Source organism: Christiangramia pacifica (genome assembly GCF_057221535.1).
This window is the reverse complement of record NZ_CM170146.1, coordinates 1,274,859-1,294,850: the sequence shown is the minus strand read 5'-3', so window position 1 is coordinate 1,294,850 and position 19,992 is coordinate 1,274,859. Positions and strand designations below refer to the sequence as shown.

General features: G+C 38.6%; 23 protein-coding genes. 6 read left to right on the top strand and 17 right to left on the bottom strand.

Features of this window, described 5'->3' with window-relative positions; all coding sequences use genetic code 11:
• Nucleotides 1-8: 8 nt before the first annotated feature.
• Nucleotides 9-734 (top strand): energy transducer TonB family protein, encoded by a 726-nt coding sequence (locus AC2S94_RS06045; RefSeq protein WP_484630613.1) that lies wholly within the window; start codon nt 9-11, stop codon nt 732-734.
• 5 nt (nt 735-739) lie between these two features.
• Nucleotides 740-1,333 carry a DNA-3-methyladenine glycosylase I gene (locus AC2S94_RS06040; RefSeq protein ID WP_484630612.1) on the top strand — a complete coding sequence of 198 codons (594 nt, stop codon included), beginning with the start codon at nt 740-742 and terminating at the stop codon, nt 1,331-1,333.
• Here AC2S94_RS06040 and aat read toward each other — a convergent pair.
• From aat to AC2S94_RS06025, 3 genes are all read right to left on the bottom strand, one after another.
• Nucleotides 1,326-1,964: a leucyl/phenylalanyl-tRNA--protein transferase gene (aat, locus tag AC2S94_RS06035; protein ID WP_484630611.1), complete on the bottom strand. Its 639-nt coding sequence runs from the start codon at nt 1,962-1,964 to the stop codon at nt 1,326-1,328. The two genes, AC2S94_RS06040 and aat, sit on opposite strands and share 8 nt — an antisense overlap.
• Nucleotides 1,965-2,044: 80 nt before the next feature.
• Nucleotides 2,045-2,419, bottom strand: a complete 375-nt coding sequence (locus tag AC2S94_RS06030; protein WP_484630610.1) for a DUF3127 domain-containing protein — start codon at nt 2,417-2,419, stop codon at nt 2,045-2,047.
• A gap of 8 nt (nt 2,420-2,427) precedes the next feature.
• Entirely contained in the window at nt 2,428-3,300 is an 873-nt protein-coding gene (locus tag AC2S94_RS06025) for a flavin reductase family protein (protein WP_484630609.1), read from the bottom strand.
• A 114-nt stretch (nt 3,301-3,414) separates the two neighbouring features.
• Between AC2S94_RS06025 and AC2S94_RS06020 the strand changes: the two genes are divergently transcribed.
• On the top strand, nt 3,415-4,563 hold the full coding sequence (locus AC2S94_RS06020) for a sensor histidine kinase (protein ID WP_484630608.1): 1,149 nt from the start codon (nt 3,415-3,417) through the stop codon (nt 4,561-4,563).
• Here AC2S94_RS06020 and AC2S94_RS06015 read toward each other — a convergent pair.
• From AC2S94_RS06015 to greA, 3 genes are all read right to left on the bottom strand, one after another.
• Entirely contained in the window at nt 4,560-4,973 is a 414-nt protein-coding gene (locus tag AC2S94_RS06015) for an acyl-CoA thioesterase (RefSeq protein ID WP_484630607.1), read from the bottom strand. The two genes, AC2S94_RS06020 and AC2S94_RS06015, sit on opposite strands and share 4 nt — an antisense overlap.
• The gene (locus AC2S94_RS06010) at nt 4,970-5,365 is read right to left on the bottom strand and encodes an HIT family protein (protein WP_484630606.1); all 396 of its coding nucleotides are present in this window, start codon (nt 5,363-5,365) and stop codon (nt 4,970-4,972) included. Before AC2S94_RS06010 ends, AC2S94_RS06015 begins: the two co-directional genes overlap by 4 nt.
• Before the next feature lie 98 nt (nt 5,366-5,463).
• Nucleotides 5,464-5,940 (bottom strand): transcription elongation factor GreA, encoded by a 477-nt coding sequence (gene greA / locus AC2S94_RS06005; protein WP_484630605.1) that lies wholly within the window; start codon nt 5,938-5,940, stop codon nt 5,464-5,466.
• Nucleotides 5,941-6,195: 255 nt separating this feature from the next.
• On the opposite strand from greA, the gene AC2S94_RS06000 reads away from it, so the two are divergent.
• Nucleotides 6,196-6,624, top strand: coding sequence for a Rieske (2Fe-2S) protein (locus AC2S94_RS06000; protein WP_484630604.1), 429 nt, complete (start codon nt 6,196-6,198; stop codon nt 6,622-6,624).
• A 61-nt stretch (nt 6,625-6,685) separates the two neighbouring features.
• On the opposite strand, the gene AC2S94_RS05995 is transcribed toward AC2S94_RS06000, so the two are convergent.
• Nucleotides 6,686-9,067, bottom strand: coding sequence for a TonB-dependent receptor (locus tag AC2S94_RS05995; RefSeq protein ID WP_484630603.1), 2,382 nt, complete (start codon nt 9,065-9,067; stop codon nt 6,686-6,688).
• A 282-nt stretch (nt 9,068-9,349) separates the two neighbouring features.
• Here AC2S94_RS05995 and AC2S94_RS05990 point away from each other — a divergent pair, with 282 nt between their 5' ends.
• A complete protein-coding gene (locus AC2S94_RS05990; protein WP_484630602.1) occupies nt 9,350-11,791 on the top strand; it encodes a hybrid sensor histidine kinase/response regulator in 2,442 nt (813 codons plus the stop codon).
• On the opposite strand, the gene AC2S94_RS05985 is transcribed toward AC2S94_RS05990, so the two are convergent.
• From AC2S94_RS05985 to AC2S94_RS05955, 7 genes are all read right to left on the bottom strand, one after another.
• A complete protein-coding gene (locus AC2S94_RS05985) occupies nt 11,781-13,133 on the bottom strand; it encodes a sigma-54-dependent transcriptional regulator (RefSeq protein WP_484630601.1) in 1,353 nt (450 codons plus the stop codon). The two genes, AC2S94_RS05990 and AC2S94_RS05985, sit on opposite strands and share 11 nt — an antisense overlap.
• Nucleotides 13,134-13,465: 332 nt before the next feature.
• Nucleotides 13,466-13,813 (bottom strand): hypothetical protein, encoded by a 348-nt coding sequence (locus AC2S94_RS05980; protein WP_484630600.1) that lies wholly within the window; start codon nt 13,811-13,813, stop codon nt 13,466-13,468.
• Nucleotides 13,814-14,326: 513 nt separating this feature from the next.
• Entirely contained in the window at nt 14,327-14,728 is a 402-nt protein-coding gene (arfB, locus tag AC2S94_RS05975) for an alternative ribosome rescue aminoacyl-tRNA hydrolase ArfB (protein ID WP_484630599.1), read from the bottom strand.
• Nucleotide 14,729: 1 nt separating this feature from the next.
• On the bottom strand, nt 14,730-16,268 hold the full coding sequence (locus tag AC2S94_RS05970; protein ID WP_484630598.1) for a DUF4301 family protein: 1,539 nt from the start codon (nt 16,266-16,268) through the stop codon (nt 14,730-14,732).
• A complete protein-coding gene (locus tag AC2S94_RS05965; RefSeq protein ID WP_484630597.1) occupies nt 16,258-16,836 on the bottom strand; it encodes an AAA family ATPase in 579 nt (192 codons plus the stop codon). The genes AC2S94_RS05970 and AC2S94_RS05965 overlap by 11 nt, the downstream gene beginning before the upstream one ends.
• Complete coding sequence (gene pnuC, locus AC2S94_RS05960) at nt 16,797-17,429, bottom strand: nicotinamide riboside transporter PnuC (RefSeq protein WP_484630596.1); 633 nt, start codon at nt 17,427-17,429, stop codon at nt 16,797-16,799. The genes AC2S94_RS05965 and pnuC overlap by 40 nt, the downstream gene beginning before the upstream one ends.
• Entirely contained in the window at nt 17,413-17,673 is a 261-nt protein-coding gene (locus AC2S94_RS05955) for a YkoF family thiamine/hydroxymethylpyrimidine-binding protein (RefSeq protein WP_484630595.1), read from the bottom strand. The genes pnuC and AC2S94_RS05955 overlap by 17 nt, the downstream gene beginning before the upstream one ends.
• 99 nt (nt 17,674-17,772) lie before the next feature.
• Between AC2S94_RS05955 and AC2S94_RS05950 the strand changes: the two genes are divergently transcribed.
• Complete coding sequence (locus AC2S94_RS05950) at nt 17,773-18,099, top strand: hypothetical protein (RefSeq protein WP_484630594.1); 327 nt, start codon at nt 17,773-17,775, stop codon at nt 18,097-18,099.
• A 3-nt stretch (nt 18,100-18,102) separates the two neighbouring features.
• Here AC2S94_RS05950 and AC2S94_RS05945 read toward each other — a convergent pair whose 3' ends face one another.
• The 3 genes from AC2S94_RS05945 to AC2S94_RS05935 form a co-directional block, all read right to left on the bottom strand.
• Nucleotides 18,103-18,489 carry a VOC family protein gene (locus AC2S94_RS05945; protein WP_484630593.1) on the bottom strand — a complete coding sequence of 129 codons (387 nt, stop codon included), beginning with the start codon at nt 18,487-18,489 and terminating at the stop codon, nt 18,103-18,105.
• A gap of 91 nt (nt 18,490-18,580) precedes the next feature.
• The gene (locus AC2S94_RS05940) at nt 18,581-19,297 is read right to left on the bottom strand and encodes a phosphoglycerol geranylgeranyltransferase (protein ID WP_484630592.1); all 717 of its coding nucleotides are present in this window, start codon (nt 19,295-19,297) and stop codon (nt 18,581-18,583) included.
• On the bottom strand, nt 19,297-19,944 hold the full coding sequence (locus AC2S94_RS05935) for a 4'-phosphopantetheinyl transferase family protein (RefSeq protein WP_484630591.1): 648 nt from the start codon (nt 19,942-19,944) through the stop codon (nt 19,297-19,299). The genes AC2S94_RS05940 and AC2S94_RS05935 overlap by 1 nt, the downstream gene beginning before the upstream one ends.
• Nucleotides 19,945-19,992: the final 48 nt, after the last annotated feature.

Sequence of the window (19,992 nt, the reverse complement as noted above, 5' to 3'; positions counted from 1 at the left end):
AATTAGGTATGGAGTTTTTCGATAAATTTTTCGACAAGCATAAGGCGCTTATCCTTACAGTGCTTTCATTTGCCGTGTTGATGCTGGCCTTGTATAATTTTAAGCTTGCCAACAACAACCAGGAAACGGCAGAGATGCTTGTTGATCTCGAACAATTCAAAGTAACCGAGAAAGAAGAAGTCGAACCTGAAGAGCCGCAAGCGCAGCAACAGAATAGAAGAAATATTCAGACTCACCAGGCTTACAACCAGGATAAAGAAACCAGAGAGGCCGATTTTAAAAATCAACTCGACAAGATTTTTGAAAAGAACTCTGCGCAAGAGGAGCAGGCTGAAAATACAGACACCAAAGGTTCCGATGGAAATTATGCCCTGAATAAGAAGAATTCTGAAGAAAAGAAAAAACGTTCTGATGGTGACGATTCAGCAGAAGAAGCCTCGCAAAAATCTGCACTTTACGACTACAGTTCAATCTCATTTTCGTTGAAAGGAAGAAATGCCGTAAAAATCCCAAATCCGGTGTACACCTGCGATACGGCAGGTAAGGTTGTGATCAATATTACGGTTGATGCTAATGGTTATGTGATAGATTCTTCAGTAAATAAAGGCAGTTCAACTACCACCAACGAATGTCTTACAGATCGCGCTCTGGAATATTCGGCGGGAGCCAGGTTTACCAAACTTGCCGGCAGAGATTCACAAATTGGAACCATTACTTATCATTTTAGATCCTAGAAACTATGGAAGAAGTTAACCGTTGCGGCTGGTGCGTTGGTGACCCTTTATATGAAGCTTATCACGATCACGAATGGGGAGTGCCTGTACTTGATGATGAAACACTTTTTGAATTTCTCACCCTGGAAACTTTTCAAGCGGGTTTAAGCTGGATCACTGTGCTTAGGAAACGTAATAATTTTAGAGAGGCTTTTGACAATTTTGACTATCGTAAGATAGCGCAGTATAAAGATGCTAAGATCGCTGAATTGATGCAAAATTCGGGCATTATTAGAAACCAGATGAAGATCAGGGCTACAGTTACCAATGCGCGTGAATTCATGAAGGTTCAGGATGAATTTGGCAGTTTTAGTAAATACATCTGGCAATTCGTGGATGGTCAACCTGTTCAGAACGAAATTGAAGATTACAAGAAAGCTCCTGCAACAACTGAAATTAGTGACAAGTTAAGCAAGGATCTGAAAAAACGAGGTTTCAAATTTGTCGGCTCTACGGTTATCTATGCTCATATGCAGGCCACCGGAATGGTCAATGATCACCAGGTAGATTGTTTTCGACATGAAGAAATCAAGCAATTAGGAAAGAAAATATCTATTTAAGATATTCCAGAAATTCTTCTCGAGGAATTTCTTCAGCTCCAAGGCTTTCCAGGTGATTTGTATAGACCTGGCAATCTATAATTTTCACTCCTTCAGTTTTAAGCTTTTCCACCAATTTGATAAACCCAAATTTTGAGGCATTACTCTCCTTAGCGAACATACTTTCACCGCAGAACATCTTTTTATCAAGTAAATAAATTCCATAAAGTCCGCCAACTAAATCCTCTCCATTCCAGACTTCAGTCGAAAAAGCAATTCCTTCCTGGTGAAGTTTCAAGTAGTTCTCTTTTATAGCTGTTGTGATCCAGGTTCCATCCTGCCCTTTTCTGAAAACTTTTCCGCAATTGTCCATCACTTTTTCAAACTCCTGATTGAACGTAACCTGAAACTTACCCTGATTTAATAGCGGTCTCATACTTTTTGCAATTTTGAGATTTTCCGGAAAAAGCACCATTCTTGGATCTGGCGACCACCAAAGCACTGGCTGACCTTCGTTGTACCAGGGGAAAATCCCTTTGTAATATGCCTCTTTGAGACGTTCGGGGCTTAATTCACGACTTACCGCCAGCAGGCCATCATCATCTGCAAAACTTACTGGTGGAAATGGCTGATCTGGAGCTATGAAATACAATAAACTATTTTTTTGAAACTGAAAAATAAAAAAGTCCGGATACATAAGCACCGGACTTTCTAAAATCTTATATTTTTTGTTTAGAATGGAAGATCATCATAATCCTCATCATTCAGGTCACTCGCAGGTTCGAACTGGTCTGGTGGCGGTACGTTAGAACCTCCTGAAGGCTGCTGAGCAGCAAGATTTTCAATTCTCCATCCCTGGATAGAATTGAAGTATTTAGTTTCTCCCTGTGGACTTACCCATTCACGACCTCTTAAATTCACTCCTATTTTCACCGGTTGCCCTACCTGGTAAGCATCCAGCAGGCTACATTTATCCTGGACAAATTCGATCAATAAATGCTGCGGATATTGCTCCTCGGTAGTTACGACCACCTCTCTTTTCTGAAATCCGTTACTTCCGAATGACTTTGTATCTCCAATCAATTTAATTTTTCCCTGTACTTCCATTGTCTCGTTTATTTTGCTAATAATATTTTCCAGGCATTTTCAGGTTCATCTTTCTCAAGATAAGTCTGAGCCTGTTTATGAATTCTTTCTTTATCACCGCTTTTAACAAGTTCGGCTTCTTGCGGATTTGATTTAAGGAATTGTTCGATCTCCCCATTTTCAGGTAAAGACTCTACATTTCCTAGTTTTCCAAGGTCATTTCCGGTAAGAAATTTACTGGTTCTAACTTCCTCAGGCATAGCATCCACACCAATTCCCAAAGTTGAAAGTGGTTTCGGTACTTCGAACATTCCCAATTTCGCCCTGGTATACCAGTTTCCTCCCATACGGGCGACCTGGTCTATTTTATGCTGATCTATATAACCGTCTGCATCCAGAATCTCGTCTTTGATATGCATCTTTACCACGTGGCAAATTACCAGGTTTCCTGCGCCACCTTCAGTACCAGTTTCAATGATTTCCTTGATCTTACATTCCATTTGAACTGGAGATTCAGCTACGCGAAAAGGCTTTACCAGGTCAGATTTCAGCATGGTTAATCCAGACTTTTCAAATTCATTCACTCCTTCAGCATACTCGGTACTGGAAAGTGACATTTGCTGAACAATATCATAATTTACAATATTGATCACCACCTCATCAATTTTCTTAGCATTTTCAAAAGTGTGCTTGGTTGTATTATCTCTTCCGCGACGTGCTGGAGAAAATATCAATACCGGCGGATTCGCACCGAAGACATTGAAAAAACTGAAAGGTGAAAGATTAGGTTTTCCGTCTTCATCAATCGTACTGGCAAAAGCAATTGGCCTTGGCCCGATCGCTCCCAGCAGGTATTGATGTAATTTACCGACGCTTACATCCTTAGGTTCTATAGTTAGCATAGATTAATTTTTGTCAAAGATAAAGAATCGAGTAAGGAATGAAAAGCAATGCTTTACAATAAAAATAGTTTTAAAACGCTTATATTTATTTTGGATTAAAAGCCGGAAACTTACATGAATCTACCCGACGAACGCAGCTTTAACCGCTGGTTTATCATTATTTCCTGCCTTGTGGTCATCGTCCTGGTGCTCTGGAATACAAGTATTTTTTTTCAGCGACTCAAAGAAGATGAACGGGCCAAAATGAATATCTGGGCCCAGGCACAGGAGGAACTTAGCAATGCTCCTGAAGATGCCGACCTTAGCCTTATTCTTGAGATTCTTAACAATAATACCACCATCCCAATTATTCATACAGATGAAAATGGGGAAATTGCCTATACAACAAACCTGGAACCTTCAATTGCTGAAGATCCCGATGAAATCAAAGACTACCTGGAAGATCTGAAAGACGAAAATGAGCCTATTGAAATAGATCTTGGTGAAGGGCAGGTTCAATATCTTTATTACGGCAATTCTCCCGCACTGAATAAATTAAAGTACTATCCCATCGGGCTCACCCTGATCGGATTTCTATTTATTGGTGTAGTTTACTTTTTTTATACTACCACAAAATCAAGCGAACAGAATAAACTATGGGCGGGAATGGCCAAAGAAACGGCGCACCAAATTGGAACTCCGCTAAGCTCATTAATAGGCTGGACAGAAATCTTGAAATCTGAAAATGTCAATCAATCTTACGTGGAGGAGATGGAAAAAGACATAGATCGTTTACGAACGATAACTGAAAGATTTTCAAAGATTGGATCTTTGCCTAATTTACAGCAAACCGATATCGTGGCGTCTACCAGGGAGAGTTTTGAATATCTAAAAACAAGAAGTTCCAATCTCATCGATTTCAGCATTAGAACGCCAAGGCAACCTATTAACGTGATGCTGAATGAGCAACTCTATAGCTGGACCATAGAAAACCTGGTGAAGAACGCCATTGATGCCATGCGTGGAAAAGGCGAGCTATTAATTGAGATCAAACAAGACCTGAAGCAGGCGCATATTTACATTACAGATACTGGTAAAGGTATCGATAAAAACAGGTATAAATCTATTTTTGAGCCTGGACAAACCACTAAAAAGCGTGGCTGGGGACTTGGATTATCACTTGCCAAAAGGATCATTGAAGAATATCATAAAGGAAAGATCAAGGTTGCCCGTAGTGAATTGAATAAAGGAACAACATTCCAGATAAGCCTGAAAAAAGTTTAAAGCTTTGAGAATTTTTCTCTAAGCCAATCCGGTACCGGAAAAGTTTCATTTTTATCAAAATCAAAACAAACGATCACATCATTCCCTTCAGCGCATAATTCTTCTTTTTCATTCAGGATAATATGCTTTAAACCGAAGCTAGTTTTTCCTATAAAATCAAGTTTTGTTTTAATAATTGCTTTTCCAGGATAGTATAATGATCTTTTAAAATCACATTTGGTAGACACGAGCATCGTTCCCTGATTGGTATTTCTATAAAATTCGTGAACTCCTGAAGCTTCCCAGAAATTCACTCTACCGCTTTGCAGAAAACGCATATAGGAAACATTATTTACATGCTCATAGATATCGAGATCGCTCCAGTCTATCCGTATTTCAAGGCTTAATTTATAATCTGAAAAATTGATCAAAGCTCTATATTCGAATTAATAGCTGCTGCAAGGTCCTTGAATTCCTGATCGCTCATTTCCACATTATTCGAAAAATCCATGTCTTTCATGCTATTCAGCGGAATTAAATGAACATGGGTATGAGGAACTTCGAGACCCACTACGGCCATGCCCACTCTTTTGCAGGACACAGTTTTTTCAAGAGCTATTGAAACACGACGAGTGAAACGCATCAATTCCTGGTACATTTCTTCTTCAAGATCCCAGATCTTGTCAATTTCCTTCTTCGGAATACAAAGCACATGCCCCTTGGCATTCGGCCTGATATCCAAGAATGCTAAAAACTGACTATTTTCGGCTACTTTATAAGCAGGTACTTCTCCTTTTACAATCTTCGTGAACAGTGTTGACATAATTAGGTTGGTTTTTATTTAAAATTAAAAAATCCTTTTCCAAAATCCGAAAATTCAGATGAAAGAAAAGGATCTAATATTAACTGATAAGGAAAGAATTACTCTCTCCAGATCTCTACAACTTCAAATTTCACAGTTCCGTGTGGAACTTCAATTTCAGCAGTATCTCCAACCTGTTTTCCTAAAAGTCCTTTTCCAATAGGAGAATCTACAGAGATCTTACCTGATTTAAGATCGGCTTCACTCTGCGCCACCAGCATATAAGTCATTTCAGCTCCGTTCGTTTGGTTCTTGATCTTCACATGTGAATGCACCAGAACTTTAGAAGTATCCAGTTGCGATTCGTCAATCACTCTGGCATTAGCAACGACTTCCTCCAGTTTGGAAATCTTCATTTCTAATAATCCCTGAGCTTCTTTTGCTGCATCATATTCAGCATTTTCACTCAAATCTCCTTTATCTCTGGCCTCGGCGATCGCCTGAGACGCTTTTGGTCTTTCTACATCTTTGAGCTGGTTGAGCTCATCTCTAAGTTTTTTTAACCCTTCAGGGGTGTAATAAGATACTTTACTCATAACTTTATCGTTTTAAATTTCGCAGCCAGTGGGTTAGACCCTCCAGAGCCGAAAAAATACCTTATAATGATTTTAGTAATAATTGAATCCCTGGATGCGGGATTGCACGGGATCTATAAAGCTTTACCTCACCGTGTTTAAACTATTGCATCATTAACTGAAAAAATCCCATTTTTACCGGGATTTCTTTAAACAAATGTAAGAAATTTAATCTTTCAGAACAATTATATTATTTTCGTTCCAACGCTATTTTACATGAAAAAACTATTCAGCTATATCGCAATTTTTATAATGTTCACGGCTTGTTCAGGCTCTGATGATGAAGTTAGAACTAATCCAAACCTGCCTGATCTAAATTTCAGATTTCAGCTTGATCTTAGTTTTCCGGAATATAATAATCTTCAATTTCCTGGTAACGCTTTCGCTACCTATAATTACGGGGTTCGCGGCGTGGTGATCTATAACATTAATAACTCACAGTATGCAGCTTTTGAGCTAAGTGATCCAAACCATCCGGCAAATAATTGTTCAGCAATGACGGTGAATGGTGTAATCGCGACCTGCCCTTGTGAGGGAAATCAATATAATGTAATTACTGGTGAGATCGTGGAAGGAGATGGTCCCTATACTATGAAACCTTATCGTGTGCAAAGATCAGGTAATACCATCGAGGTTTTTAATTAAAAAAGCCTCCCTCTCAAAACCCTACATTTTGAAAAGGAGGCAGCTAAAACCGCTGAAGCTTTTAAAACTTCAACGTTAATCCCAACAAAAAGTTAGTAGTGGCTTGCGGGTAAAACCCTGCTCCATCTAAAGTTTGCACTCCGGACGGAACATCATCATTGGGAACATCAAAAGTGTAATAGTATCCATTAGAAACATACTTTTCATTCAGGAAGTTATTTACCAATCCTGTAAGAACAATTTCCCTGAACAACCAGGCATTTTCCCAGGTATACTGAACATTGAAATCGTTCACAAAATAGCTGTCGAGTTTGGAGTTTTCTGCTTCCACATTGCTCATGTACTGCTCTCCAACGTATTTTGACAGAAGTTTCAGCTCCAGTCCGCTTACCGGTTGATAATTGATGATATTCCCGGCAACGATTTCTGGAGAATACGAAATATCGGTATCACCATATTCTACCAATTCTCCATTGAACGGAGATACAAAATCAACATTTTTATTTCTGCTTACCGCAATATTTGGTCTTACAGAAAATTTATCAGAAAGTCTAACTGTCGCATCTACCTCAAGGCCCAAACGGTAACTTTTTCCACTATTCTGTCTTATAAAAGCTCCCACATCGTCAATTCCACCTGTAAGTACCAGCTGATTCTGATAGCCCATATAATAAAGGTTGGTATTCAGTTTAAAATTTTCCGAATTATGTCTCCATCCCAATTCAAAATCGTTCAATTCTTCAGGTTCCGGATCGCCATTTTCATAGTCATTCCTGCTTGGTTCTCTATGAGCTCTCGCATAAGAAAAATAGAATTGGTTATATGGATTTAACTGGTAAGTTAAACCTGCTTTAGGATTGAAGAAGCTGAAATCATCTTCATTCAAAAACCTGGATTGATCATCCAGTAAACCATCAGTTTCGTAATGCACAGTTCTTAGCTGAAGATCTGCATATCCGGCAAGTTTCTCAGTTATAGAAAAATTGGCTTTCCCGTAGATATTAAAATCGGTTTTATCTGCCTGGTTGAAATAATATGGCTCGTAAGGATCATTATTCCTGGCAAACCTGCTGTAAACCATTTCACCAAAGTGATCTCCTTCATATTTATTCCAGCCACCACCAAAGGTCACGTCCCAGTTGGAATTCTGGTAGTTCAAACTGAAAACCGTTCCGTAGAAATGGTTATCCAGCCATTTGGTCCCCACAATATCTGAAGTTGTAATTTCTTCTCCATCTGAAGTGAATGACGGTAATCCAAATTCAACCAGGTCTGCATCCTCATTATATTCTTCATAATAACCTCTTCCATACGTATAATGCAAAGCGATATTTGAAGACCAGTTGCTTCCGTAATCCTGATTCCATAGAAGCTGATAGTGATCCTGCTTGTAATTATCGGTCTGGTTATCGTAAAACTTTGTATTCCCATTTTCATCGGTATAGATTCCAGCAGGATTGAAGGTTCTGTCATTTTCAAGAGTTTCCTGATCAATTCCATACCAGGCCTGGTAAGTTCTTTCGGTTCCCCCAAATGTAAGTGCTTTTATCAGCGTATTCTCATCTACAAAAGTACCTTGCAAAAAGTATGATTTCAGGTCACTACTCGCCCTATCGATATATCCATCACTTCTAATCTTGGATGCTCTTCCAGCAAAAGACCAGTGATCATTGATCAATCCTGTGCTGAATTTTACCGTATGTTTGAAGGTATTATAAGAACCGATGCTATTCGCGATCTCTCCCTGTGCTTCCTCTTTATAGGAATCGGTAAGAATGTTCAGGCTGGCACCGAAAGCGCCGGCCCCATTGGTAGAAGTTCCAACACCTCTTTGTAACTGAAGATTTTCAACGGAAGAAGCAAAATCTCCTAGGTTTACCCAGAAGGTTCCCTGGCTTTCCGCGTCATTATAAGGAATACCGTTAATAGTTACATTCACTCTCGTGGCATCACTACCTCGAACACGGATCCCGGTATAACCAACACCAGCACCAGCATCTGTAGTTGTAACCACATTAGGCATATAATTCATCAAAACGGGGATATCCTGCCCAAGATTCCTGTCGGCGATCTCTTCATTACTTAAATTACTATAGGTAATCGGAGATTTTTCGGTAACTCTCACTGCGGAAAGAAATACTTCATCCAGAGTTTCTTCTGCCCCGGAAAGATCCACATTAAGAACCTGATCTGAATTAATAGTTACCTTCTTACTTACCTGATTTCCAAAGACAAAGACAATGGTGTAATTCCCCTCTTCGAGACTAAGACTATAGAAACCATTTTCATCGGTAATTGTTCCGGCACCAGTGCTTTTTACGTAGACCGATGCTTCGTTTAGTGGATCTCCATTCTCGGTTACAGTCCCTGAGAGTTTAAATTCCTGTGCAAAAGCCTGTATGGATAGTAAGAACAGGCCTGCAAAAAATAATACATTTTTCATTCGTAGCAATAATTACGAATAAAAGGGGCGATTATTCTTTTCGTTTAAATTTTAAATAAAAAAATCCTGAAACTGCCAATCGGCAATAACAGGAGTACATACACTGCACTTTCGTGCAATTCCCTTGGCAGCATTACCTGCCCAGGTTCATTGGGTATGATCTCAGCCCATTTGGGCACCCCTTATGAGATTGTTCGGCAAATGTAATATGCTTTTTTAGAAATACAATACATTTGGAGAGAATTGCCATAATTGGCTTAATTTTGGATCAAAACCTGTGTAATGTTTAGTGCCAAACGCTCCATCACCGCCAAAGTAGTTACCGGATACGTTATCGTTGCCATCCTTGCCGGACTCGCTGTCTGGTATGTTTACAACCAGGTTATTGCATATTCTGAAATTGCACAGTCTAATACCGAGAATAATCAGCAACTTATCCTGGTTAGTGAAATTAGTACTAACCTGAACGAATCTGAGAATACCAGCAGAAGACTTATCCAGACCGGAGAAGAGTCAGAACTTGATCTTTACAATGCCCAGATAGATACCATAAAATCTAAATTATATCGTCTGGAGAAAACCTATGAAAATATAAACCTGGAGAAGGAAGCCGATAGTATCACCAAATTACTGGATCAAAAAACACAGAACTTAAAAGAACTGGTCGCTCTTCGGGATAGCGACAGAAATACCAATTATTACTCGAAGGCACTTAGCGAACTCAGGAATATCGATGCATCTTTCAAAGACTATAATTACGAGAATCGTTTTCGAAATCTGAAAGGATATCAGAAGGATGTATTGGTCAAGTGGCTGGAATATTCAAGAGAAGATAATGCTGAAAAGATTACCACGCAAAGGCTTGACTCCCTGGTGAAATCGGTTAAACGGGTGCTTACCGACCTTGAATTCGCAAACAGGCAATTTCAGAATGAAGTGATTCAAAAAGAAAATGAACTACTTAACAACGATCTTATCCTAAACCAGCAACTACAAAGTTTGCTGTCTGAACTCGAATTAAAAGAACGTGAAAACTCAGTAGAAAGAGCGGAGGTTTTTCAGAATATGCTGAATAAAACTTCCAATATCATCTTCCTGGGAGGATGTATAATTTTACTTATTATCCTCTATTTTATCATCAATATTATCGGGGACATCACCCGAAGCCAACGTTACCGGGTTCAACTGGAAGAAGCAAAAGAGTTTGCCGAATCCCTTCTGGCCAGTCGGGAGCAGTTTATGGCAGCGATCACCCATGACCTGCGCAGCCCGCTAACCACAGTGATGGGCTATACCGATCTTATTCAAAAAACGCCCCTGGACGAAAAGCAAAAGCATTACCTCACCCAGATAAAAAAATCTTCTCAATTCATTTTGAGATTGGTTAACGATTTACTGGATCTTTCTAAACTAGAAGCCGGAAAAATGCTTGTGGAAAAGCTTTCTTTCAATCCTAAAAAACTGATCAGGGATACTGTAAATAATATTATTCCAGCGGAAAAGAGCAAGGATGTAGAGATCATTATCGAAGTATCTGAAGAAACCAATGTTCAGATTCAAAGTGATCCCTTCAGGATCAAGCAGATTCTGGCAAATCTTATTTCCAATGCCTGGAAATTTACTGAAAAAGGCAGCATCCTTATCGCTGCTGAACTACAGGAAAAATCTGGCAATGACCACATCCTGGAAATTCGCGTAAAGGATTCCGGGATCGGAATTTCCAAGGAAATGCAGGCGAGTATTTTTGAGGAGTTTTCTCAGGAAAACAGCAGTATTGAAAAAAGATTTGGAGGCTCAGGTCTTGGACTGGCGATCACTAAAAGATTAACGGAATTACTCGAAGGTGAGATTAGGGTAGAAAGCGAACAGGGAAAAGGAAGTGAATTTATTATAAGCATTCCGGTAGTAAAACTTTCGGAAAATCGTGAAGAAGCTGAAAGAGAAGAAAAAGCTGAACAAATCGAGGAAGAAAGAATTGTTCAGACTACAGGTCTTAAAGCATTGATAGTTGATGATGAACCGGGACAACTTTCCCTGACGGTAGAAGTAGCAAGATCTATGGGATTTGAAATTGAAACTGCTGAAAACGGTAAGTTAGCTCTAGAAAAATTAAGATCTTCTGATTTTGATATCATTCTAACCGATATACAAATGCCAATTCTGGACGGTTTTCAGCTTATAAAGCATGTTCGAAGTAATGACCAGTATAAAGATATTCCTGTGATCGCATTATCGGGTAGAACAGATATTCAGAAAAATGTATATACGCAATTGGGCTTCAACAATAAATTATTAAAGCCCTACAAACCGGACGAGCTGAAAAAAAGTATTGCCGACATTCTTGAATTGAAATATGAAAAGCCTGATGGTTCAAAAGAGATTCAGAACTCAAAATTGAGATCTGAAAACTACGATCTAAGCGATATTTATCAATTTTCAGGACAGGATGATGACGCTATGCAAACGATCATTCAGGCGTTCATTCAGGGTGCGGAAAGTAGCCTGGAGGAATTGGAGGCGGCATTTCAAAGGAATGATATAGACCAGATAGGGAAAATTGCTCATCGTATGTTGCCTATGCTTCGCCAAATGAAAGCAAAAGAGATCGTTGCTGTTCTTGTTAAAATGGAAGCCCGAGAAAAAATAAGCAAATCTGAATTTTCCACTTTCCAGAGAAAGATCAACCAACTGATGTCAAGTCTTGAGGAAGGAATTACAGTTTAATACCGTACTGCTTTAATTTATTGTAAAGTGTTTTTCTGTCTATAGATAACATTCTTGCAGCTTTACTTTTGTTACCGCCGGTCTTTTCAAGTGCATCCAGAATTAACTGCTCTTCATTCTTGTTTTTGAACAAGCCGTAATCATTCTCATTGGTACGAGTAGAGGTAGCAATTTCATGGGGAAGTACTTTCAATGGAATGAGATCATCCTGCGTTAATAAAACCGCACGCTTTACCATATTCTTTAACTCACGTAAGTTACCTGGCCAATTGTAATTTCTGAAAGCGTGAATTGCCTCGTCAGTAAATCCAAGAATATTTTTTTCAAGGTCTGCATTAGCCTCATCAAGGAACTGGTTTGCAAATAGCATGAGATCTTCTTTTCTCTCCCTTAAAGCCGGAACTTTAATTGAAAATTCATTCAGCCTGTGGTAAAGATCTTCCCTGAAATCACCTTCTTTAACGGCTTCCGAAAGGTCTTCATTGGTTGCCGTTACAACTCTAATGTCTACCTCAACCTCATTATTACTTCCTACAGGCTTAATTCTTCGTTCCTGTAGTGCCCTTAGCAATTGAACCTGTAATTCGTAGGTTAGATTCCCAATTTCATCAAGAAACAAGGTTCCACCATTAGCAGCTTCAAAATGACCTGTTTTGTCGTTGATGGCACCGGTAAAGGAACCTTTTAAATGTCCGAAGAATTCGCTTGAGGCAATTTCCTTTGGTATGGCTCCACAATCTACGGCGATAAATGGCGCTGAATGCCTCTTACTTTGCAAGTGAATACTTTTCGCGATCTGCTCCTTTCCTGTTCCACTTTCACCGGTAATTAAAACCGACATATTAGTAGGCGCAACCAGTTCAACGTAATCACTTAATCTTCGGGAAGGTTCACTAACTCCTTTTACGAGATCCAGATTCTCATGAAGTGGACCACGAGTTTTTTTGGCTGGTTTCGCTTTTTCGGCAACTGGAGCGACTTCATTAGTATGAAGCGCATTTTCTATCGTTTGTAATATAGATTCTGGTCTGAAAGGTTTTGAAACATAATCAAAAGCCCCTTCTTTCATTGCATTTACAGCCATGCTTATTTCAGCATAACTAGTCATGACAATCACCTGGGTCGCAGGATTTTCAGCCTTAACATTTTTCAAGATTTCCAGTCCATCATTGTCTGGTAATCTGACATCGGTAAGTACAAGATCAAATTTTTCCGAGGAAATTTTTTTGAAGGCTTCAGAAGCTGAATAGACAAGAGTTACCTTATAATCCCTTTTCTCAAGAAAAGTTTTTAACATGGTTCCAAATGCAACATCGTCTTCAACGACCAGAACTTTAGACATAAATCAATTTTAAAAAGCTAGGCAAAGGTAATAATCTTTAAATCATTAACTTTTAAAAGAAAGCATAAAAAAAGAGAGGATGATTTTCAACCTCTCTTTTCTGACAATTCCTAATTATATAAATCGTCTAAATTCTAATTTCCATTTTACAGATTTTTCGTGTGTTTTAAAAAACAAGCAAAAAAGCGACCTTTTTAGTGTTAGTTTTTGGTTGTTAGCTATCAGGAATTATCCTGAAAACAGTCACTTTTTTGCAAGTTTGCCGGGGTAGAAATACTACTTAACTTCCATTGATCTGTTGTCCTGGAGTTGGTTTCTCCACTAACGGACTTTTATTTTCCCTTATCTTCAGTGTCTTCTTCCTTAAGCCACTTCCCATCCTGATCTACAAAAACCTCTTCTTTCTCGCCTTCGACATCCAATTTTAGTTTGTAGATCTTTAGGTTGTTTTTCGTTTTCACCCAAGCTTCTGAAGCTACTGCTCCATTATAATCTGTCATCACCGCATCTTTAACTGGCTGTGGTAATTCCATTACATCTAAAGAAGTGAACTCTTCCTGCTCTACTTCCATTTCAACCTCGGTCTCGATTTCTTCCACGTCCTCAACCTGAGCGTTCATTCGCTCTGTTGCAAAAAATAATGCTCCCATGGTCATTATACTCATTACTGTCTTTTTCATAATTCAAGGTTTAATTGATCTTTTTGGTCTAGATCATTTGGTTATGTAAAAGATAATAGAATAATTATGCCATTATGAGCGATTTAAGCTAAACACCAGTAAAACAGAATCATATTGATTTGGTCATTATTATTTTCACAAAATATTATGTAGAAAATTGCAGATATTGCAATCAATATTGTGGAATCATTTCCACATTTAATTGACCTACGATCAATCTTCCCGGATTATAAAACAGTAGAAAATAGAAAAGGCTCCACATTTGGAGCCTTTTCAATCCGAAAATCTAAATTATAAAACAGAATAAATTAGTTAGTTGTCAATTTATTCCATTCCCAATACTAACCTACTTATTACATTGTAAAAATCATACCACTGCTAAAAATCAAGCTTTGATCTCCTTTATTGCTTGATTAACAGCCAATTAATAAATATTCGAGAAATTTACAATTAATTATTTCCCCATAATTTATGTAGAAATTGTTTCAGGATTGAGGAATAAATCCACAGTTTTTATTTTAATGGATCTTTGCGATTTGCCTTGATTTCAGATTTTTTCTTTTTCTCTTTCAAACGTTTAATTTTAGATGCCTTGGTTGGCTTCGTTTTCTTTCTAGGTTTTGGTTTCTTTAAAGCCTCCTTTAATTCAAAAAGGAAATTGCCTATTACAAGGTCTTTATTAGTATGCTGACTTCGGGAGTCCTCGCTACTCATTTTTAAGAGACCATCTTTATTAATTCTTCCCGCCAGTTTTTCCTGAATCCTATTCCTCTCTTTTTCAGTTAATCCTGCCGAATTGCCAACATCAAAACTCAGCTCTACTTTCGTAGCTGTCTTATTTGCATGCTGACCACCCGGACCCGAGCTTCTAACGGCTTTGAAATCCAGTTCATTTAGAATGATCTCCTCATCCATATTATCCTGGCTGGTGTGATTCTTTCAGAAGATCTGAAACAGTTTTCACGGGATTGAAGGTTTCTACAGGCACCTCAACAAAAATAGTATTCCATTTCGCCATACCGCCGTTCCAAAGGCCTGGACGCTCTAACGCTTTTAGCGGTTTTCCATCCTTGGTTTTATCTGCTATAAAACTCATATCCTCATCTACGTATGCATTAAGATCATAAGATTCACCTTTGTGATCTTTCAGACTGCAAACGATATCTACCGGGTTAAAATGTGTAGCTTCACGGGCAGTTTTAGCCTGTTCAGGGTTATCGTTATCAATCTGGGCACCTTCAATGATCTGAAGTGAAATTTCTCCATTTTTATCCTGAACAAGGAAAGGTCCGCCTCCGGGTTCCCCCTCGTTCTTTACCATACCGCAAACTCTAAGCGGGCGATGTAGTTTTTCTTTCAGATATTTCGCAGTGGTTTCCCCGGAATCTGAATTTTTCAAGAATAGTTCCTCGCTCAAAAACTGATGGATCTCGGTTAATTTATCAGAAGTTACGTCTCCACTATCCAATGCTCTTAGATATTCGAAAATCTTATTCTGCACTTTGAACAGCTTCCCTCCCAGCATTTTTTTGTGATCTACTACATTCTGAACCTTATCTTCAGTAACCACATTATCAATATTCTTCACGAAAACGATCTCTTCTTCCAGTTGATTCATATTTTCGATCAAGGCTCCGTGACCGCCAGGTCTGAAGAATAGATCTTCTTCTTCGGTTCTGAAAGGTTTAAAATCGTTATCAACCGCAATAGTGTCGGTTTTAGGGTCCTGGTACGAATATTCAATTTCGAATTTCACACCGGTTTTTTCCTCTACTCTCTCACGCACTTCTTTCCATTCTCCCTTAAACTTATCTTTATCTCCTTTTGCTACGGTAAAATGAACTTTAGCCACACCGTCCACTTCAGCATATTTGGCGGCTTCCACTAAATGTTCTTCAAACGCAGTGGCGATATGCTGATTGTATTTATGAAATGGAACCAGTCCTTTAGGAAGATTTCCAAGGTAGAGTCCGTCTGAATTCAATATTGTTTCCACAAAGATCTTATGCTGCTTATCATGAGAAAGTTCAGCATAATCAGGATGTTTCTTCTTGGCCTTTTTAATGGTATGATCATAAAAAGGAAGCTTATCCTGGTTGTTGAAAAATCTCTGCAGATCAGGATCCCCGGTAGAATCTAAGTATTCACGTAATTCATGCTTTTCAGGATCAAATTCATCGTTAAAAGTGTGCAACGCTTTGAACATCCTGGAAGCTGCGCCGGAAGCTGGAACGAATTTTAGAATACTGTGCTTATTTTTTTCAGCATCATAGAATTCGATCAGTTCATGTTTTTCTGTAGATTCAATTTTACTGATCCCTTTTCCAACGGTTGCTGCCTCGGTTATATTTACTTTGATATTTCCTCTTTTAAAGATCTCGATCTGTTCTTTCACTGCTTTGGTTGAAAGCCCTTTATCTTCAATTTGTAAAATATCTCTTTCCTTAAATTCCACGTTTTTTTTGATTTATTAGTTGGTCAATCTTTTTCACTGCGTTTTTAAAACGCTCCTCCCGGTTTCCCTTCAGTATGAAATAAGGTTTTTGATGTTCCTCTAAAGTGTTTTGAAATCTTTGGAACATCCCCTCACGATCGTGAGGCTTATCCCTTAAATCATCAGGAGTCCAGGGAACATCAATATACGTTAAAAAGTAGAGATGATAGTGGTTGTTTAACGCATGTTTAAGAAGTCGCGGATCGCAGTAACCATCGTAATATGCTTCAGAATAAACCTTTAGCTCCAAAAGATTAGTATCACAGATTAGAAGTTCATCTGCTTTTCTGGAAAGCCTATTTTCGGCTTCCATCTGTCCTTCTGCAATAGGAATAATATCTCTGGGCTCGCAAATACGTTTTTCAGCATTCCAGACCTTCTGAAGATATCGACGCATATATTCCTTTACCATGGGTTCCCCATAATGAGCGGCCAGATCTTCAGACAGCGTGGTTTTACCCGTAGATTCAGGACCAAAAAGAACAATTTTTATGCAGGACGCAGGTCGTTGCGCAAGTTTTTCTTCCATGCTTTATAACCGTAAATAGCAATGATCGTAAATAACAGATATTGCAGACTAGTAAAGGTAAGACCTTTGTAAAAATATAGGGGTGTGGAAATTATATCTCCAATGATCCAGTAGATCCAGTTTTCGATCTTTTTCTTCGCCATTAACCACATTCCTACGAAAAATATTGCCGTCGTCACTGTGTCTACATAAGCGGTCCAGTTATTCCATTTATCAAAAAACTCGTAAACCGCGAACACGAATAGCAGTGTTGCTATAAAAATTAAAACCGACTGGATATTCTCTTTCTTAGTGGTGGAGGTAATTGGAGTGTAATGTTCAGGATCTACTTTTCTGGTCCATACATACCAGCCGTAAATACTCATCGAGAAATAATAGGCATTGATCATCATATCTCCTAACAGTTCCCATTGCCAAAGCAAGTAGACAAAGATCATAGTGCTTACAATCCCGGTTGGATATACGAGAATGTTATTCTGTTTGGAATACCATACCGATAAGAATCCAAAAATCACGGCAATAACCTCCAGAATTATAAATAGTGTAGGATAACCCGAATACTGATCAAAGAAAAAATCAAAAATCGGCTGCATACTCGCTACGGTCAGATTTTACGATCTTCACATACATCAAGCCTCGGTCTATTGCCTCAAATGCATTTTTAATCTCTGTGTTCAAAAGGCCCATCACCTCATCATAATCTCCATAAACCTGTGTGCTTAACGGGTTTTCTTTTACCGTAAGCCCCGAATCTCTCATTTTTTTTATAAAATTGATGATAGCAGGTTCGTAATCATCCTGTATTGGCGTAAGTGTAAGTTCAACTGAAATATTCATGGCATTCTTTTTTTACATACCAAATCTAGCTATTTTCTTTTGAAATAATGAATCACGCAACCATTGAGGAAATCAGGCATCTATAAGAAAATCTCCATTATGAAGCTTCGTATATTTTCTATTCTTTTTTTAAGCCTCTATATACTAACATCCTGTGAAAATGAAGAACTGGAATCAGAATGGGTAAATGTAACTGTAATTGGTGAAGGAGTAGACTGCAGAGAGAACTGGGAAATTGAATATCTGGAGACACCATCAAACAGCCTGAAGAGATTTAAAGAAATAGGCCTACCATCAGAATATAAAACCGAAGGGCTGGAATTAAATCTCAGGATTCGAGAACCAAAGAATGAAGAAAGTATTATTTGCACCACTCTAGGCATCAGTTATCCCTTTAAAGTGATATTGGAAGCTAAGAGAAAATAGCTTTTATTGCATGGAGTGGATACCGATCATATTCCCTTCGGTATCTTTGGCCAGACTTATATATCCATATTCTCCAATAGACATTTTTGGCCGAATTAATTCACCACCCGCATCCTCCACCCGAGCTTCTTCTAAACTACAATCATCACTTCCAAAATAAACGATCGTACTGTTTCCACCTGCCTGTACTTCCTTCACATGCACAAGCGCACCCGATGCCCTGCCTTTAGATTCCATATCTCCAGGAAAACTGAGCATTTGCAAATTATCTTCCGTAGGATTTCCCAAAGGCGAAAGTTCTGTTTGAAATACTTGCTCGTAAAATGATTTTGCCCGGTCAAGATCATTCACATAGATCTCAAACCAAACCACAGGATTCACCATACTCATAATTAACTGGTTATTAGTTAGTCTGACTAAATTTAATACTTTTTACTTCAGAATTGAAAGAGAAAATTGGAGTATCCTAAATAGAATAATATTAAACCTGAAAGGAATTATTCTCAAAGGCTGTCCCTATCACCACAAGATCTGCTCCTGCCTCATAGGCTAATTGAAGTTGTTGTGTGCTGCGAATTCCACCTCCAACTATAATCGGAATATTTATCGCTTTCTTTACAGCCTGAATTAATTCTTCGGAAACAGGCGTTTTAGCGCCACTTCCCGCTTCCAGGTAAATAAGTTTTTTGCCTGAATATTCACCGGCAAGCGATGTATTTACAATTTGTTGAAGATCCTTTTGATTCAGTGGAATGGTATTACTTACTTTTTGAACTGAGGTTTCCTTCCCGCCATCAATAAGAATATAACCGGTGGGAATAATCTCCAGATTCGTTTTTCTGATCTTTTCTACGGAACGAACCTGTTGCTCTATCAAAAATTCAGGATTTCTACCGGAAATGAGACTTAAAAAGAGTAAAGCATCGGCATGAGAAGAGATCTGGCTATGATCACCGGGAAAAAGTATGATCGGCAATTCGCAAAGGTTTTTGATCACTTTTACAACTTCACAGGTTCTGCCCTCTTCTACTGTACTTCCCCCAACAAAAATATGGCTGGCGTTTCCTGGTAGCTTCTGAATAAATTGAGCAGTATTCTGTTCTTCAAATTTATCCGGATCGATTAGAACTGCCAGCAATTTCCTTTTTTCATAAGCTGCCTGCTGAATTTCCTCCAGATAACTTTGAACTTCGATCATCAGGCTTTCGCTTTTTGAGTTGAAGGCATGGCGTAAACACAGGTGAAATTCTCAAATTCCAGGAAATTGATATCAAACCAGTCATCCAGTCCGTTGTACCGAACGTGCGTGGTGGTCTTAGAATCGTCAAAATCAAAATCGGTCACATTTATATGCTGTAGAAAACCGACTCCCGGTTGTGCGATCAGTTTATAAACAGATTCTTTAGCGCCCCAAACAATGGTAAGTTTTCTAATAAGAGCTTCTTCATTAGCCAGCGTGTGATATTCATCTAAAGGAGTGAATTTATTAGCGATCTTCAGAATCTTTTCGCGTTGCTTTTCAATATCGATGCCCACATCCTTATCACTAACGATGATCGCGGTAAAATTAAAGGAATGGGTAATAGAGATATATTTATCATCCTTCAAATGCGGTTTTCCAAGATCATCATAATAAAGATCGTGATCTACGTAACCTGCTTCAGCTAATAAATGCCTGATGCTCATGAAGCCACGTCTATGAATTTTAGACTTCATTCCATCGACTCTTTGCTGGCAATGTTCAGTTAATTCAACACCTTCAGAAAGCCATTCAAAAGATTCTTCAACCTTCCAAATGAAGACTTTAGTACGTTCATCAACTGTTATTGTTTTAAAAAGAGGCATAAAATTTCTAAGCTTTTCCTTATTTTTGCAAGCATAAAATTTGCTAAT